The 16769-nt window shown below is 72.9% G+C and carries 12 protein-coding genes; 9 read left to right on the top strand and 3 right to left on the bottom strand.

Features of this window, described 5'->3' with window-relative positions; all coding sequences use genetic code 11:
• Positions 1-120 precede the first annotated feature (120 nt).
• From ACZ4SF_RS00180 to ACZ4SF_RS00170, 3 genes are all read left to right on the top strand, one after another.
• Positions 121-2334: a bifunctional glycosyltransferase/CDP-glycerol:glycerophosphate glycerophosphotransferase gene (locus ACZ4SF_RS00180; RefSeq protein WP_468376043.1), complete on the top strand. Its 2214-nt coding sequence runs from the start codon at positions 121-123 to the stop codon at positions 2332-2334.
• Between the two features lie 125 nt (positions 2335-2459).
• Positions 2460-4661 carry a bifunctional glycosyltransferase/CDP-glycerol:glycerophosphate glycerophosphotransferase gene (locus tag ACZ4SF_RS00175; RefSeq protein ID WP_468376040.1) on the top strand — a complete coding sequence of 734 codons (2202 nt, stop codon included), beginning with the start codon at positions 2460-2462 and terminating at the stop codon, positions 4659-4661.
• A gap of 8 nt (positions 4662-4669) precedes the next feature.
• The gene (locus tag ACZ4SF_RS00170) at positions 4670-6901 is read left to right on the top strand and encodes a bifunctional glycosyltransferase/CDP-glycerol:glycerophosphate glycerophosphotransferase (protein ID WP_468376038.1); all 2232 of its coding nucleotides are present in this window, start codon (positions 4670-4672) and stop codon (positions 6899-6901) included.
• A 104-nt stretch (positions 6902-7005) separates the two neighbouring features.
• Here ACZ4SF_RS00170 and ACZ4SF_RS00165 read toward each other — a convergent pair whose 3' ends face one another.
• A complete protein-coding gene (locus ACZ4SF_RS00165; RefSeq protein ID WP_468376035.1) occupies positions 7006-7419 on the bottom strand; it encodes an organic hydroperoxide resistance protein in 414 nt (137 codons plus the stop codon).
• A 124-nt stretch (positions 7420-7543) separates the two neighbouring features.
• Between ACZ4SF_RS00165 and ACZ4SF_RS00160 the strand changes: the two genes are divergently transcribed.
• Positions 7544-8035, top strand: coding sequence for a MarR family winged helix-turn-helix transcriptional regulator (locus ACZ4SF_RS00160; RefSeq protein ID WP_468376032.1), 492 nt, complete (start codon positions 7544-7546; stop codon positions 8033-8035).
• Here ACZ4SF_RS00160 and ACZ4SF_RS00155 read toward each other — a convergent pair.
• On the bottom strand, positions 7983-9596 hold the full coding sequence (locus ACZ4SF_RS00155; RefSeq protein WP_468376030.1) for a glycosyltransferase family 39 protein: 1614 nt from the start codon (positions 9594-9596) through the stop codon (positions 7983-7985). The two genes, ACZ4SF_RS00160 and ACZ4SF_RS00155, sit on opposite strands and share 53 nt — an antisense overlap.
• 231 nt (positions 9597-9827) lie before the next feature.
• Here ACZ4SF_RS00155 and ACZ4SF_RS00150 point away from each other — a divergent pair, with 231 nt between their 5' ends.
• From ACZ4SF_RS00150 to galE, 3 genes are all read left to right on the top strand, one after another.
• Complete coding sequence (locus ACZ4SF_RS00150) at positions 9828-11099, top strand: glycosyltransferase 87 family protein (protein ID WP_468376027.1); 1272 nt, start codon at positions 9828-9830, stop codon at positions 11097-11099.
• A gap of 82 nt (positions 11100-11181) precedes the next feature.
• Complete coding sequence (locus ACZ4SF_RS00145; RefSeq protein ID WP_468376024.1) at positions 11182-12783, top strand: glycosyltransferase family 2 protein; 1602 nt, start codon at positions 11182-11184, stop codon at positions 12781-12783.
• Between the two features lie 41 nt (positions 12784-12824).
• A complete protein-coding gene (gene galE / locus ACZ4SF_RS00140; RefSeq protein WP_468376021.1) occupies positions 12825-13805 on the top strand; it encodes a UDP-glucose 4-epimerase GalE in 981 nt (326 codons plus the stop codon).
• A 182-nt stretch (positions 13806-13987) separates the two neighbouring features.
• Here the strand turns inward: galE and ACZ4SF_RS00135 are convergent, their stop codons facing one another.
• Complete coding sequence (locus ACZ4SF_RS00135; RefSeq protein ID WP_468376018.1) at positions 13988-14626, bottom strand: TetR/AcrR family transcriptional regulator; 639 nt, start codon at positions 14624-14626, stop codon at positions 13988-13990.
• Positions 14627-14832: 206 nt separating this feature from the next.
• On the opposite strand from ACZ4SF_RS00135, the gene ACZ4SF_RS00130 reads away from it, so the two are divergent.
• Complete coding sequence (locus ACZ4SF_RS00130; RefSeq protein ID WP_468376016.1) at positions 14833-15747, top strand: ABC transporter permease; 915 nt, start codon at positions 14833-14835, stop codon at positions 15745-15747.
• A complete protein-coding gene (locus tag ACZ4SF_RS00125) occupies positions 15740-16687 on the top strand; it encodes an ABC transporter ATP-binding protein (protein ID WP_468376014.1) in 948 nt (315 codons plus the stop codon). Before ACZ4SF_RS00130 ends, ACZ4SF_RS00125 begins: the two co-directional genes overlap by 8 nt.
• Positions 16688-16769: the final 82 nt, after the last annotated feature.

Here is a 16769-nt window from a genome sequence, read left to right as displayed (position 1 = left end):
CAGGGGCCCGCCCTTCGGCGTTCACGCGGTGTCCCCCGGATGCCGTACGAACCGTAACCAATTCACTCCATCGGCCGTTCCCGGGCAGAACGCCCGCGCCGACCGACCCATGGATGTCCCTTGCCCAGGTTCAGTGTCATTGTTCCCGCGTACCAGGTCCAGGCGTACCTCTCCGAGTGCCTGGACTCGGTGCTCTCGCAGTCGTATCCCGATCTGGAACTGATCGCCGTGGACGACTGCTCACCCGATGCCAGCGGCGCGATCATCGACGAGTACGCGGCCCGGGACGCGCGGGTGAAGGCCGTGCACCTGGCCGAGAACCAGGGACTCGGCCGCGCCCGCAACGCGGGCATGGCCGAGGCGGCCGGCGACTACCTGGTCTTCCTGGACAGTGACGACACGCTCACCCCGGACGCGCTGCGGGCGGTCGCCGACCGCCTCAAGGAGACCGGCGACCCGGACGTCCTGGTCTTCGACTACGCGCGCACCCACTGGGACGGCCTGACGGTACGCAACCAGCTCTCCGCCCAGCTCACCGAGCAGGGTCCGGCGCCGTTCCGGCTGGAGGACCGGCCGGGGCTACTGCGGGTGCTGATGGTGGCCTGGAACAAGGCCTACCGGCGGGAGTTCGTGCAGGACCGCGCGTTCGCGTTCCCGCCGGGCTACTACGAGGACACCCCCTGGACCTTCCCGGTGCTGATGACGGCGGAGTCGATCGCCACCCTGGACCGCGTGTGCGTGCACTACCGGCAGCGCCGGCAGGGCAGCATCCTGGGCACCACCAGCCGCAAGCACTTCGATGTGTTCGAGCAGTACGACCGGGTGTTCGCGTACGTCGACGAGCGGCCCGAACTCGACCGCTGGCGGCCGGAGTTGTTCCGGCGGATGGTCGACCACTACGCCGCGGTGTTCACCAGGCGGGGCCGGCTGCCGCACGGCAGCCACGGTGACTTCCTGCGCCGGGCCCGCGTCCACTACCGCCGCCACCGCGTGCCGGGGGGGCGGATCCGGCTGCGGCACGCCCTGGTCCGCTTCGGGCTGCACCGCACGTTCCGGGCCCTCCAGCTGGCCGCGGCCGTCCGGCGGCGCACGGTCAAGTCCGCGGTGAAGTCGGCCCGCGCCCTGCGCACGGCCGCGCTCCGGCTGCACTACCGCTTCCAGCTGCGCCTGCCGCTGCGGCCTGACCGGGCGGTGTTCGCCGCCCAGGAGGGGCACGGCGATCCGGCCGCGCTGGAGGAGGCGTTCCGGTCGCACGCCCCGCAGCTGCGCACGGCGTGGATCGCCCGGCCCGGGCAGGAGAGCGCGGTGCCGCCGGGCCCGCGCCGGCTGCGGCCGGGTACGGCCGCGTACTGGACGGCGCTGGCCCGCTCCCGCTACCTGGTCAGCGACGCCTGTCCGGAGCGACGGCTGCGGAAGCGGCCCGGGCAGGTCTTCGTGCAGACCCGAGCGGGCACCCCGCTCGGGCACGCGGGCCTCGATCTCCAGGAGCGCCCGGCGGCGGCCCGGGACACCGACTTCGCGGAGCTGCTGCGGGGTGTCGACCAGTGGGACTACGTCCTGTCCGGCAACCGGCACGCCACCCTGACCTGGGAGCGGGTGTATCCGGGCCGCTACACCACGCTGGAGTACGGGTTGCCCCGCAACGACGTCTTCCAGCGGGCGACCGCGGCGGACGTGGCCCGGCTGCGGGCGTCGCTGGGCATCCCGGAGGGCGCCGTCGCGATCCTGTACGCGCCCGCACACCGCGACCACCGGCGCACCCAGCACCCGCTGCTCGACCTGGAACGGATCCTGCGCCGCCTGGGCCCGCGCTTCGTCGTCCTGGCCCGTACCCCCGTTCCCGCCCATGGCACCCGGATCATCGACGTCTCCGGCCGCCCGGACCTGTCCGCCCTGTGCCTGGCCTCGGACGTGCTGCTCACCGACTACGCGTCGGTCATGTTCGACTACGCGGGCCTGGACCGGCCGATCGTGGTGCACACCGAGGACTGGGCGGCGTACGAGGCGGCCCGGGGCGCCTACTTCGACCTGCGGGCCTTTCCGCCGGGCGCGGTGGCGCGCAGCGAGGACGAGCTGATCGACATCTTCGCCACCGGACACTGGCGCGGCTCACGCTCGGCGCAGCTGCGGGCGGCGTTCCGGGAGCGCTTCTGCCCCTGGGACGACGGACGCGCCGCCGAGCGGGTCGTACGGCGTGTGGTGCTGGGTGAGACGGAGCTGCCGCCGGTGGTGCCGCTCGCGGACCGGTTCCCGGCGCCGTCGGCGTGCGCGCGCTCCCCGCTGGCCACCGTGCCGCAACCTTCCGGCCCCCTCCCCGTCACCGAGAGCCTCTGAACACCGTTGGTCCTCCCGGGAGTTCCCATGCCCCTCGGCTCGACGCGGCCCACCCCGAGCCGGCCGTCCACCTGGCGTCCGGCGGGGCGGCCCGGCCGCGTCCGCAAGACGACAGAGAGAACAGAATGCCCCGCTTCAGCATCATCGTCCCGTCCCACGGGGTCGCCGGCCGGCTGTCCCAGGCGCTGGACTCCGTCCTCGGCCAGTCCTTCGGCGACCTGCAGCTGATCCCGGTCTGCGGCGACCCCGACGCCCCGGCCGCCGGGGTCGCCGCCGGCTGTGCCGAGCGGGACTGCCGGGTGACCCCCGTGCACTCGCCGCCGTCCGCCGGTCCGAGCGGGGCGCGCAACGCCGGGATGCGGGCGGCGACCGGCGCGTACCTGCTGTTCCTGGACTGCGACGACGTCCTCGCCCCCGGCGCCCTGGCGGCGCTGGACGCCCGCCTGGCCGAGACGGGCGACGTCGACGTCCTGCACGTCGAGCACGAGCGCGTCCCGTGGTGGGAGGGCGAGACCACCAACCCGGCCGCGCCGCTCCTGGCGAAGACACCGGACGGCGTCTTCTCCCCCGACGAGGCGCCGCAGCTGACCGGCGTGCAGCTCCCGGCGTGGAGCGCCGCCTACCGCAGGACCTTCCTCGCCGAGCAGCAACTCACCTTCCCGGACGGCCACTTCACCGACGTCGGCTTCGGCGGTCTGGTCATGCTGAAGGCCGAGAAGGTGGCGGTCCTGCGCGAGGTCGTCGTACGGCATCTGGCGCGCAGGCAGGGCAGCAGGCTCGGCCGTCCCGGGGAGCACCACTTCGAACTGCTCGCCCAGACCGACCTGGTGCTGACCCGCGCCGCCGAACAGGGCGTGTCCGCCGAGCGGACGTCCCACCTGTTCGAGCAGCTCTTCGCGGCGGTGCTGAAGACCGCCGCCCACCCCCGGCGGCTGCCCGCCAAGCGCCGCGCCTACTTCCGGCTGGCGGGCAGGCTCTACCGCCGGCACCGCCCGGCCGGCTTCCGCATGCCGGGCGGCAGCGTCGGCGTGCAGCACCGGCTGCTGGCGACCGGCGCGTACACGGCCTTCCGTGCCCTGCGCGGCGTCAACCGGTCGGCGTCCAGGGCGGCCGGCCGCCTCCCGCGCCCGCGCATGGTGCGCACGCGCCTGCGCTACGCACGCGCACTGCGCCGCCCGCTGGACACCGACCTCGTCGTCTACAGCGCCTACTGGGGCCGCGGCTACGCCTGCAATCCCGCCGCGATCCATGCCAAGGCCCGCGAACTCGCCCCGCACCTGCGCTCGGTGTTCCTGGTCGAGCCGGACCAGGCGCGCACCATGCCGGAGGGCGTCGAGTACGCGGTGATGGGCAGCGCGAAGTACTGGGACGTGCTCGCCCGCGCCAAGTACCTGGTGAACAACGCCAACTTCGCCGACGCCGTCGTCAAGCGCGAGGGCAGCGTGCACCTGTCGACGCAGCATGGCACCCCGCTGAAGAAGATGGGCGTGGACCAGGCGGCGTACCCCGTGGTGGCCGCCGCGACCGGCAGCTTCGCCAAGCTGCTGTCCCGCGTCGACCGCTGGGACTACAACCTCACCTCCAACCGGCACTCGACCCAGATGTGGGAACGGGCCTTCCCGGCCGTGCACGAGACCCTCGAGTACGGCTATCCGCGCAACGACGTCTACTACACGGCGACCGCGGACGACGTGGCCCGCGTCAGGCGCGAGCTGGGGATCCCGGAGGGCAAGGCGGCCCTGCTCTACGCGCCCACGCACCGCGACCACCACACCGGCTTCGAGACGGGCCTGGACCTGGAGGCCTTCTGCGAGGAGATCGGCGAGGACTTCGTCGTCCTGCTGCGCGCCCACTACTTCTACGACCGGGGCGCCGCGCGGACCGCCGGCCGGATCATCGACGTGACCGCGCACCGCTCGTCCGAGGACGTGTGCCTGGCCGCGGACGCGCTGATCACCGACTACTCGTCGATCATGTTCGACTACGCCAACCTGGACCGGCCGGTCGTCGTGTACGCGGACGACTGGGAGGTCTACCGGGAGCTCAGGGGCGTCTACTTCGACCTGATGGAGAGCCCGCCGGGCCCGGTGGCCCGGACGCCCGGCGAGCTGGCCCGGGTCTTCCGCGACGGCTCGTGGTCGGGTGCGGAGTCCGCCGCGGCCAGGTCCGCCTTCCGCGAGCGCTTCTGTCAGTTCGACGACGGGCACGCCGCCGAGCGTGTCGTACGCCGGGTGCTGCTGGGCGAGCCGCCCGAGTCGATCCCGCCCGTGGTCCCGCTCGCGGAGCGCGTCCCGGCCCCCGCCGCCTCCACCCTCGTAAGGAGCTGAGCTCAGCAGTGCCCCGCTTCAGCATCATCGTCCCCGTCTTCAAGGTGCAGGGCTTCCTGCACGAGTGCATCGACTCGGTGCTCGGACAGTCGTACCCGGACTTCGAGGTGATCGCCGTCGACGACCGCTCGCCCGACGGCTGCGGCGCGATCCTCGACGAGTACGCGGAGCGCGACGAGCGGGTGCGGGTGCTGCACCTGCCCGAGAACGTCGGCCTCGGCCGGGCCCGCAACGCGGGGCTCGAGCAGGCGCGCGGCGACTACGTCCTCTTCCTCGACAGCGACGACTTCTACACCCCGGGTCTGCTGGCCGCCGTCGCCGACCGGCTGCGGAGCGCCGAGGACCCGGACATCCTGGTCTTCGACCACGTCCGCACCCACTGGTGGGGCCGGGGCGGCCCCAGCGACGCCTCCGCGCTGCTGGCGGCAGCGGGCCAGGACGTCTTCGGCCTCCGGCAGAGCCCGCAGTACATCCGCCTGTTCCTGGTCGCCTGGAACAAGGCGTACCGGCGTGCGTTCTTCCAGGGGCACGGCCTGCAGTACGCGCCGGGTCTGTACGAGGACGCGCCGGTCACCTACCGGTCGATGGTGCTTGCGGAGCGCATCGCCTGTCTGAACCGGATCGGCGTCGAGTACCGGCAGCGCCGGCAGGGCGCGATCACCAAGACCCCGGGACGCAGGCACTTCGACATCTTCGCGCAGTACGAGGGCCTGTTCGCGTTCGTCGAGGAGCGCGAGGACCTCGCGTGGGCGCGGCCGCTGCTGTTCGAACGGGCCCTGGACCACATGCTGTTCGTGATCGCGCGCGAGGACCGGGTGACCGTGGCGGACCGCGGCGACTTCTACCGCGAGATGCGCGCCTTCCACCAGCGTCACTGTCCCGAGGGCTTCACCCCGCCGGACGGCGACCGCGGCACCGAGATGCGGCTGCTGGCGTCGGCGCCGTACGCGTCGTACGCGGCGCTGCGCGGTGCGCGTGGGCTGCGCAGGCTGGCGGGCGCCGGCAAGCGGCGGACGGTGGGCAGGGCGGCGGAGGCGGCCCGGCGCGGCTGGTACGGCGTCCGGTCGAGGCTCCCGCTGGACCCGCACCTCGCCGTCTACTCGGCGTCCCATCACGCGGGCGTGCACGGCGACCCGGCCGCGATCCACGCCAAGGCCCGGGAACTCGCTCCGCACATCCGGGGCGTGTGGGTGGTGCGGGAGGACGCGGTGGACGCGCTGCCGCCCGGCATCGACCACGTCACGCCGGGCTCGCGGCGCTACCACGCGGTCATGGCGCGGGCCACGTACTGGGTGAACAACGTCAACTGGCCCGGCTCCCTGGCCAAGCGCCCCGGCAGCGTCCACCTGCACACCCACCAGGGCACCCCGCTCAAGTACATGGGCGCCGACCTGCTGGACAAGCCCGGCGCCCGGCACGGGTTCAGCGTGCCGAAGATGCTGCACCGCGCCGACCGCTGGGACCTGAGCCTGGTCGCGAACCGGCACTCCGAGCTGGTGTGGGACCGGGCCTACCCCTGCCACTTCACCTCGCTGCGGACCGGCAGCCCGCGCAACGACGTGCTCGTCGACGCCCCCGCCGGGCGTGCCGCGGCCGTCCGCGCGCGGCTCGGCGTCCCCGAGGGGAACACGGTCGTGCTGTACGCCCCGACCCGCCGCGAGTACCGGCGGGGCGGGCACGTCGACCGGATCGACCTGGCCCGGTTCGCCGCGGACCTCGGCGCCGGCCACACCCTCGTCGTCCGCCTGCACCCCTCCCTCGCCACGGGCACGGCGCGCGGCCTCGGGCTCGCCGATCTGCATGCGCGCGGCGTGCTGGTCGACGCGACGGACGAGCCGCACGTCGAGGACGTGATGCTCGCCGCCGACGTGCTGGTCACCGACTACTCGGCCCTGATGTTCGACTACGCCAACCTGGACCGGCCGATCGTGATCCACGCCGACGACTGGGACGCGTTCGCGGCGAGCCGGGGCGCCTACTTCGACATCACCGCCGAGGCGCCGGGCCATGTGTCCCGCTCCTACCGCGAATTGGCATGGCTGTTCGCCTCGGGGACCTGGCAGGACGAGGAGTCGGCGGGCCTGCGGGCCGCTTTCCGCGCCCGGTTCTGCGAGTTCGACGACGGGCACGCCGCCGAGCGCGTCGTCCGCACGGTGCTGCTGGGCGAGCAGCTGCCGGGTCCTCGGGCGGCCGCGGTCGTGCCCGCACCCGCCACGGAACGGGTGCACTCGCCGAGGTGACGGGCGAGCCGTGATCACGGCACACGGAAGCGCGGACGCCGGGTGCCCGGCGTCCGCGCTTTCTCCACCCCGTAGGGCCGCACCCCCGTGGGCCGCTGAGGGGGTTACTCGATGACGAGGTCGACCTCGATGTTGCCGCGGGTGGCGTTGGAGTACGGGCAGACCTGGTGGGCGGTCTCGACCAGCTTGCGGCCGGTCGCCTCGTCCACGGTGTCGGGCAGCTCGATCCGCAGGGTCACCTTGAGCCCGAAGCCCTCGCCCTGCTTGCCGATGCCGACCTCGGCGGTCACGGCCGCCTGGCTGACGTCGACCTTCGCCTGACGGCCGACGAGGCCGAGGGCGCTGCCGAAGCAGGCGGCGTAGCCGGCGGCGAAGAGCTGCTCCGGGTTGGTGCCCTCTCCGTTGCCGCCCAGCTCCACCGGCGGGGCCAGCCTGAGGTCGATCTTGCCGTCGGAGGAGACGGCACGGCCCTCGCGGCCGTGGGTGGCGGTGGCGACGGCGGTGTAGAGCGCGTCCATGAAGACCATCCCTTTGCGAAGTCGGTGTTCCGGCGGCGCCTGTCCCGGCCGCCGTACGACCACAAGTAGAGCACACAATTAAGTTGTGCACAACTAAATGGTCCGCAAGAGCTACCCTGGAGACATGACCGCCACGCCCACCACCCCCGAAACCCCCGGCACGGACTGGCTCCGCCTGGACCGCCAGATCTGTTTCTCGCTGCATGCCGCGTCGCGCGCCTTCAACGGCGTCTACCGCGTGATCCTCAAGGACCTCGGGCTCACCTACCCGCAGTACCTGGTGATGCTGGTGCTCTGGGAGCAGGGCGACCTGCCCGTCAAGAAGCTCGGCGAGCAGCTGCGGCTCGACTCGGGCACACTCTCCCCGCTGGTCAAGCGGCTGGAGGGGGCCGGACTGGTACGGCGCGAGCGGAGCGCCGAGGACGAGCGGTCGGTGCGGGTCCACCTCACCGAGGAGGGCGTGGCGCTGCGCGAGCGGGCCCTGGAGGTGCCGCGCCGGATCATGACGGCGACCGGCTTCGCCCTGGAGGAGATCGTCGAACTGCGCGCCCGGCTCGACCAGCTCACGACCGCGCTGGACGCGGCGGCGCAGGCGGAGGCGCGGGGCGGGCGCTGACCGGGCGGACGTACAGCCGTACGGTCACCCCGTGCAGCACCGTTTGCTCACGGCCGGTGAACTCCTGCTGCAGCACGGCGTACTTCGCCCGCTCGACGGGGCTGCGCGGGGCCCAGCGGCCGGCGAGGATCCTGCGGTCCGCGACGACCCAGACCCGGTCGAGCCGCGCCAGCCTCCGGCGCACCTCGGCCGGCCCGGCCTCCCGCCCGTACAGCGTCCCCGACCCGGCCGCCCCGGCCGCCAGCGTCACGTCCCGCACCCCGCGGAAGGCCCGGGGATACGTCAGCGCCACGTTCCGCAGCTGCACCGGCAGGAACACCACGGAGTCCCCGGGCCCCATCGCCCGCCCGGCGACCCGCGAGACGGCGGCGAGGTCGTCGGCCCGCCGCCCGGGATCCCGGTCCTTGTGCAGGACGGGGAACTGGTGGACGAGGGAGAGGGCGATGGCGAGGATGCCGGTGAGGGTGACGTAGGGGGCTCGCGGAAGGGAGTGCGGGGTGAGCCTGCCACCGTGGTGGGGGCAGGTGCCGCGCAGGGCGACGGGGGTCCCGCCGGCGGAGCGGAGCCAGGAGTGGCGGGGGGCTCCGGGGACGCCGGGCATACGGCGTCCACCGGCCCGCAGGCGCCCCACCGCCCCGGCCACCCGCTCGGCCCCCGCCGCCACCACCAACGGCGCCCCCGCCAGCGCGAACAGCACGTACCGGTCGACGTACAGCGGCGACACCTGTGACGCCAGCATCAGGACCACCGGCGGCACCACCGCCAGCGGCAGCCCCACCCCCGCGCACGTGACCTTCCCCCGCCGCCCCACAAGCCCCAGCAGGCCCAGCAGAGCCAGCACGAGACAGACCCGGTACACCCCGTCCGTCGGGCCGAGGAATCTTCGCAGCAGGGCTTCCGCCGTGTCCATCGTCGGCGGCCTCAGCCATGCCACCTGCGCCGACTGCCCCTGCGACACCAGCACCATCGGAAGCAGCCCGAGGACGACCGCCCCCGCCGCACACCCCCACCCCCGCCACACCCGTCGCCCCGCCCGCGCCAGCGCCAGCGTCGCCGCGTGCGCGAGGAGCAGCAGGACCGCGAACTCGTGCAGCCAGCAGGTGAGGCCGAGGAGAGCGCCGTAGGGCCACCAGGAACCCCCCTCGACGGCCCGCACGAGCAGCAGGGTCGCACCCGCGACGCCGGCCGCGACGAGGGCGTACGAGCGGCCTTCCTGGGCGTAGTGGCCGGCCATCGGCGTGACGGCGTACAGCAGGCCCGCCCAGAGCCCGACGCGCGGGCGGGCCAGTCGCGTGCCGAGCGCGGCCACCAGCCCCGCCGTGACGGCCGCCGCGCACACCGACGGCAGGCGCAGGACGACCTCGCCGGGGTGCACGGCCAGGACGGCGTGCAGGAAGAGGTAGTACAGGCCGTGCACCGCGTCGACCTCGTGCAGCAGCCGCCAGATCTGCGGCACCGTACGCCGCCCGACCTGATAGCTGACGGCTTCGTCCCGCCACATGCCGCCGCGGTCGAGCCGCCAGAGCCCGAGCAGCAGCATCACCAGCGCGGGCACGGCCACGGCGACGGCCCGGCTCAGCCGCGCCCGGGCGCGCCACGGTACCCGTTGCGGTGCCTGGCTCGTTGCACCGGTCGGCGCGGCAGTGGTCGCTCCAGCCGCCCGACGCGACTGCGGTTTCGCAGGAAGCCCGACGTTCACCATGGCCCGATCTCTTGCGATTAGCCAATATTTGCGCCGCTTGACGGCGTATCAGCATGGATACACCATCCGCACCGCCTACGCTCCCATGTGATGAACCGTCTCCGTGTCACCTCCGGCCCGGTCCTCGCCATCACCGCCATGTGGCTCATCACCCGGGCCCTGATGCTGTGGCTGCTCGAACACAACAGCGCCCGGCTGCTGGGCAGCGGCTCGGTGACCCGGGAGGTGTGGCGGCTGTACTTCCAGTGGTACGAGGTCCTCGCGCACGGCGCCTTCCCGGTGCACGACACGCTGTGGCAGTACCCGCCGGGCGCGGGCGCGGTCCTGCTGGCGCCGGGTCTGCTGCCGGGACTGACGTACTTTCAGGCGTTCGTGACGCTCACGCTGGCCGTGGACGCGCTGACCGCGGCGGCGCTGATCCGCGCGGGCGTCCGGACCGGACGCAGTCTGCTCGGCGCGGCCGTGTGGATCGGCGGTCTGCCGCTGCTGCTGCAGCTGCCGCTCGCCCGGTACGACGTCCAGGTCACCGCCCTCGCCGTGCTGTCCCTGCTGGCATCGGCGCGCTCCGCGCGCGCGGGCGGCGTGCTCGCCGCGCTGGGCGGCCTGGTGAAGGTGTGGCCGGCGCTGGCGCTGCTGGGCACGCCCCGGGGACGGACGACCCGCACGGCGTGGGCATGGGCGGCGGGCGCCGGGGTCGCCTGCCTCGGGCTGCTCGCGGTCTTCTTCGCCCACCCGCTGTCCTTCCTGCGGGAGCAGGGCGGCCGGGGCGTGCAGATCGAGTCGCTCGGCGGTACGGCGCTCAACCTGGCCCGGCACGCCGGCTGGTCCGGCCGGACCCGCTACCGGTACGGCGCGATCGAACTCGTCGGCCCGCACGTGGTCGCTGTCGCCACCGTCTGCCTCGCCCTCACCGCGCTCGCCTTCGGGCTGCTGCTGCTGTGGCGGGTGCGGGCGCGGCACTGGAGCGAGGCCACGCCGTACGACGCGGCACTGAGCGCGGTGCTGCTGTTCACGGTCACCAGCCGGGTGATCAGCCCGCAGTACATGATCTGGCTGATCGGGCTCGCCGCCGTGTGCCTGACCTCGCGGCACACCAGCCAGCGGCCGGTGGCGGCGCTGATCCTGGCGGCGTCCGCGCTGAGCACGGTGGCGTTCCCGCTGTACTACCGCGAGGTCGTCGACGGCACCTGGGCGGGCTGCCTGCTGATGCTGGCCCGGAACGGGCTGCTGACGGCCGCCGCGGTGCTGTCGTTCCTGCGGCTGTGGCGGGCCGCGCGGCCGCCGGCCGGAAAGACCGCGGCGGTCACGGAACCCCGGCCAGGGTCGGACCGTCTTCCGGATCGAGCACTAAGCGTCTCGTAACGGGGTATACCGCACATTTCACTGTTTTCGGCCCGTGGAACCCATGCACCCAGAACCGCGAGACCCGCACCCCGCACCGGCAATGGCACCGTCACCGTCTCCGGCCGCCGAGGTCGCCGTCGTCGTCATCGGCTACAACGACCGCGCCCATGTGGGCGAGGCCGTGCGCTCGGCGCTGGCGCAGGGCCCCGCGGTCGCCGAAGTGATCGCCGTGGACGACTGCTCCACCGACGGCAGCGCCGAGCTGCTGGCCCGGCTGGCCGACGGCGAGCCGCGGCTGCGGGTGGTGCGCCGGGGTGTGAACAGCGGCGGCTGCGGCAGCCCGCGCAACACCGGGATGGACGCGACGAGGGCGCCGTACGTGATGTTCCTGGACAGCGACGACGTGCTGCCGGCCGGTGCGGTGGACGCGCTGCTGGCGGCGGCCGAGGAGGCGGACGCCGAGGTGGCGAGCGGGCTGTGCGTACGCCGCGAACTGCCTGCCGGCCGGGAACAGCCCTGGCAGGGTGCCCTCTACACGGCGCCCGCCGTGCTCGCGCGCCCCTCCCAGCGCCCCCGGCTGGTCCACGACACGCTGTGCGTGAACAAGCTGTACCGCACCGGCTTCCTGCGCGACCACGGCATCCGCTTCCCCGAGGGCCGCTTCCTCTACGAGGACTTCGTGTTCACCGCGCGGGTACTGGCCGCGAGCCCGCGCATCGTGCTCGTACCGGACCGGGTGTACGTGTGGCAGGTGCGCCGGTCGGCCGAGGAGCTGTCACTCTCGCTGGACCGGGCGCGCATCGACAACTGGACGGCGCGTGTCGAGGCGTGCGCACTGGCGTACGACATTCTGCTGGGCGCCGGGCAGAAGGAGCTGGCGCGGGCGGCGCGCGCCAAGTTCCTCGACCACGAGGTGCGCATGTACGCACGTGAGCTGGCGTTGCACGACGCCCCCTACCGGCGCGCATGGTGGACGTACACCCGCGCGTACCTCGAGCGCTACGACGCGACCGACTGGGAGCGGAACCCCGCCGCTCCCGGCCGCCTGCTCGCCCGGGTCGTCCTGGCCTCGCCCGAGCCGCGCGACCTGCCCCGGCTGCGTGAACTCGCCGCCCGCCCGGCGCGGCTGCTCCCGCCCTACGCCCGCACAGGCGACGGCACCCCCGTATGGTCGCCCGACCTGCCCCAGGTCTCCCTGGCCGCACTCCTGACCCTGCCCGTTGCCGCGCTCCCCCTCGCGGTGGAGGCGGAACTGCGTCCGCGCGCGCGTGCCTCACTGCTGCGCCTGCGGCTGCACGAGCTGTACGGGCGGATCGCCGAGGCGGGCCCGCGCGAGGTGGATGTGGTGTGGCAGGCACGGGCGGACGGCCGCACGCGCGGGCGCACGACGGTAACCCTCACGCCCTCCGGCGCGGACCTGTGGTGGGCCGAGCTGCCCGTCGCCCTGGGCGCGTTCGGCAACGACACCTGGGACCTGCGGCTGACCTTGCGGTTCGCGGACGGTGCGGAGCGGGAGGTCACGGCGCACGCGGTGACGGGCGCCGGCCGGCTGCGCCGGTGCGCCCTCCTGAGCGTCCGGCACGGCGTACTCCTGGCGCACCCGCACGCCACTCACTCCGGCGCGCTGGCGCTGCGTGTGGCGACCGGTGCACGGGGCGTGCTGAAGGTGGTCCGCGGCCGGCTCCGCCGCCTGCTTCACTGAGACTCGGACCGACCGACGAGCTGACGAGGGGACGGCCGCACATGACCTGGCTGATCACCGGCGGTGCCGGATACATCGGGGCACACGTCGTCCGGGCGATGACGCAGGCGGGCGAGCGTGCCGTCGTCTACGACGACCTGTCCACGGGCATCGCCGAGCGCGTGCCGGCCGAGGTGCCGCTGGTGCGCGGCTCCGTCCTGGACGCGGACCGGCTCGCTCGCGCCCTCGCCGAGCACGAGATCACCGGGGTCGTCCACCTGGCGGCGAAGAAACAGGTGGGTGACTCGGTCGACCGCCCGCTGCACTACTACCGGGAGAACGTGGAGGGCCTGCGGATCCTCCTGGAGGCCGTGATCTCGGCGGAGATCCCGTCCTTCCTGTTCTCCTCCTCAGCGGCCGTCTACGGCATGCCGGACGTCGACCTCGTGACGGAGGAGACACCCTGCCACCCGCTCTCCCCCTACGGCGAGACCAAACTGGCCGGCGAGTGGCTCGTCCGCGCGACCAGGCGGGCGACCGGCCTCGCCACGGCGTCCCTGCGCTACTTCAACGTCGCGGGGGCGGCGACCCCGGAACTCGCCGACACCGGCGTGTCCAACCTGATCCCGATGGTCTTCGAACGCCTTACCGAGGGCACCCCGCCGCGCATCTTCGGCGACGACTACGCGACCCCCGACGGCACCTGCGTCCGCGACTACATCCACGTGGTCGACCTGGCCGAGGCCCACGTGACGGTCGCCCGCGCCCTGCAGTCCTCCCCCGGCACCGATCTCACTCTCAACATCGGACGCGGCGAGGGCGTCTCCGTGCGCGAGATGATCGACCGCATCAACGCGGTCACCGGCTACGACCGCCCCCCGACCGTCACGCCGCGCCGCCCCGGCGACCCGGCCCGCGTCGTCGCCGCGGCCGACCGCATCAGCACGGAACTGGGCTGGCACGCCAAGTACGACGTCCAGGACATGATCACTTCGGCGTGGGAGGGCTGGGTGCGGTGGCATCCGGAGGCGGCACGGTCGTAGAAGGCCCGCCGTTGCCATGCGTGCGCGGTCGTAGAAGACCCGCCGTTGCCGTGCGGGTCCTCGTCTGCCGGCCCGCAGGGGGTGTGCGCAGGGGCTGGGCGCGCAGTTCCCCGCGCCCCCACGGTGCTGCCGCGCCGCCGGCCGTTCGAGGCGCCGTGGCCCGCGGGCAGCCGCAGCGCGCCTCACAACGCCCTGAGCGCCCCCGCCGTGGCCCGCGCCAGCTTCTCCAGGTAGCCCTTCGGCAGCTTCGGCGAGCGGACCACCACCGAGCGCCAGTACAGCGGCCCCGAGATCAGATCCAGGGCGAGGTCGGGATCCACTCCCGGCCGCAGCTCCCCCCGCTTCTCCGCCGCCGCCACGACCTTGCTGGCCACCCCCTCCTGCCCGTCCCGCAGCGCCTTCTGGAAGGCCTCCGCGATCTCGGGGCTGCGCGCGGCCTCGGCCTGGAGGTCGGGGATGATCTGGGACGCGACGGGGTGGCGCAGGGCACGGGAGGTGACCTCGTAGAGGAGGCGCAGGTCGCCCTCGAGGGAGCCGGTGTCGGGGACCGGGAAGCCCGTCACCGCCATCGCCGAGACGACGTCCAGGACCAGATGGAGCTTCGAGGGCCAGCGCCGGTACACCGCCGTCTTGCCGACCCCGGCCCGCCGCGCGATTCCCTCGATGGACATGCGCGCATACCCGACGGCCGCCAGTTCCTCGAAGACGGCTGCCCGGATGGCCTCGGTCACGTCCTCCCGGAGCACGGCCGCTCCGGCGGGGACCCGGCGGCGTGGGCGCGTCGGCGGCTCGTCGGCGGATCCGGCGGCGTTCGTCGTCATACCGCACAGCATAGGGCGTTGCGACGAAACGGTTGCGTTCCGACGTCCACTGGGCCTAGTCTCACGTGGCGACGATACGGTCCCGTCCCGACGTAAGAGAACGTGAAGAGAAGCGTAAGGAAACGCCGGTCGACGGGAACGGACGCGGCCGCCCCGGCGACAGTCGGATACGCAGCACCCCCCTCCCCCGAGCGAAAGCAGCGGATGTGAGCCAGGTCCTCCACACACCGCCCCCGACACAGGCCCCGGCCGACGACGACCTCGCGGCTCTGGCCGCCCGGCACGGGCTGTCGGTCAGCGGCGCCCGCCCCACCCTGCCGGAGTACGTCCGCCAGCTGTGGGCCCGGCGCCACTTCATCAGCGCCTTCGCCACCGCCAAGCTCACCGCGCAGTACAGCCAGGCGAAGCTCGGCCAGGTCTGGCAGGTCATGACCCCGCTGCTCAACGCGGCGGTCTACTACTTCATCTTCGGCGTGCTGCTCGGCACCAAGCAGCACGTGCCGGACTACGTCCCGTTCCTGGTCACGGGCGTGTTCATCTGGACGTTCACGCAGAGTTCGATCATGGCCGGCACCCGCGCGATCTCCGGAAACCTCGGCCTGGTCCGCGCCCTGCACTTCCCGCGCGCCGCCCTGCCGATCTCGTTCGCGCTCCAGCAGCTCCAGCAGCTGCTGTTCTCGATGGCCGCGCTGGTCGTCATCCTGCTCGTCTTCGGCGTGCCGGTCGCCCTCTCCTGGGTGCTGGCCGTCCCGGCCCTGGTGCTCCAGTTCACCTTCAACGCCGGCGTGTCGATGCTCGTGGCACGGATGGGCGCCAAGACCCCGGACATCGCCCAGCTGATGCCCTTCGTGCTGCGCACCTGGATGTACGTCTCCGGCGTGATGTGGAGCATCGACAAGATCACCGAGCATGACAAGCTGCCCCACCTGGTGACCGTCCTGCTCCAGCTCAACCCGGCCGCCGTCTACATCGACCTGATGCGGTTCGCCCTGATCGACAGCTTCCACGCCAGGTCGCTGCCCCCGCACGTGTGGGCGGCGGCCACCGGCTGGGCCCTGCTCGCCGGCGTCGGCGGCTTCATCTACTTCTGGAAGGCTGAGGAGACGTACGGCCGTGGCTGAGCACAGCGAAGAGAAGGTCCCCACCGTCGTCGCCGACGACGTCGACATCGTCTACCGGGTCAACGGCACCGGCGCGGGCCGCGGCACCGCCACCGCCGCCCTCAACCGCATCCTGCGCCGCAAGCAGACCGAGAAGGCGGCCGGCGTGCGCAAGGTGCACGCGGTGAAGAAGGTGTCGTTCGTCGCGTACAAGGGCGAGGCGATCGGGCTCATCGGCACCAACGGGTCCGGCAAGTCGACCCTGCTCAAGGCGGTCGCCGGACTGCTCCCGGTGGAGAGCGGACACATCTACACCGACGGCCAGCCGTCCCTCCTGGGCGTCAACGCGGCCCTGATGAACGACCTCACGGGCGAGCGCAACGTGCACCTCGGCGGCCTCGCCATGGGCATGTCCCGGGAGCAGATCAAGGAGCGCTACCAGGACATCGTCGACTTCTCCGGGATCAACGAGAAGGGCGACTTCATCACCCTGCCGATGCGCACGTACTCCTCCGGCATGGCGGCCCGTCTCCGGTTCTCCATCGCCGCCGCCAAGGACCACGACGTCCTGCTGATCGACGAGGCGCTGGCCACCGGTGACCGCTCCTTCCAGAAGCGTTCCGAGGCGCGGATCCGCGAGCTGCGGCAGCACGCGGGCACGGTCTTCCTGGTCAGCCACAACAACAAGTCGATCCGGGACACCTGTGAGCGGGTGCTGTGGCTGGAGCGCGGCGAGCTGCGCATGGACGGGCCGACGGAGGAGGTCATGAAGGAGTACGAGGCCTTCACCGGCGACAAGAAGCCGGCCCCGAAGAAGCCCGCTGCCAAGAAGCCGGAGGCGCCGGCCGCGGCGAAGGGGGAGACTCCGGCCGCGGCGAAGCCGCAGACGCCGGCCGCGAGGGCACCGGAGAATCCGGCCGCGGGCAACCCCGAGGCGGCGAAAGTGCCTCTTCCCTCCTGATCCGTACTTTTCGGCCTAACTACGATTATCCCTTTCATCCGCTTAGTGACAGTATGTTAGGGAAGGTGCACTCGGAGACGAC

It is taken from the genome of Streptomyces sp. NPDC027663, from assembly GCF_055566415.1.
Note: the sequence above shows the minus strand (reverse complement) of the source record. Positions and strands in the feature narration are given on the sequence as shown.

Bases quoted from the DNA above. Each gene is read 5' to 3' on its own strand.
- ACZ4SF_RS00175 (WP_468376040.1), top strand. From the start codon at position 2,460: ATGCCCCGCTTCAGCATCATCGTCCCGTCCCACGGGGTCGCCGGCCGG.
- ACZ4SF_RS00165 (WP_468376035.1), bottom strand. From the start codon at position 7,419: ATGGACGCGCTCTACACCGCCGTCGCCACCGCCACCCACGGCCGCGAG.
- ACZ4SF_RS00160 (WP_468376032.1), top strand. From the start codon at position 7,544: ATGACCGCCACGCCCACCACCCCCGAAACCCCCGGCACGGACTGGCTC.
- ACZ4SF_RS00150 (WP_468376027.1), top strand. From the start codon at position 9,828: ATGAACCGTCTCCGTGTCACCTCCGGCCCGGTCCTCGCCATCACCGCC.
- ACZ4SF_RS00145 (WP_468376024.1), top strand. From the start codon at position 11,182: ATGGCACCGTCACCGTCTCCGGCCGCCGAGGTCGCCGTCGTCGTCATC.
- galE (WP_468376021.1), top strand. From the start codon at position 12,825: ATGACCTGGCTGATCACCGGCGGTGCCGGATACATCGGGGCACACGTC.
- ACZ4SF_RS00135 (WP_468376018.1), bottom strand. From the start codon at position 14,626: ATGACGACGAACGCCGCCGGATCCGCCGACGAGCCGCCGACGCGCCCA.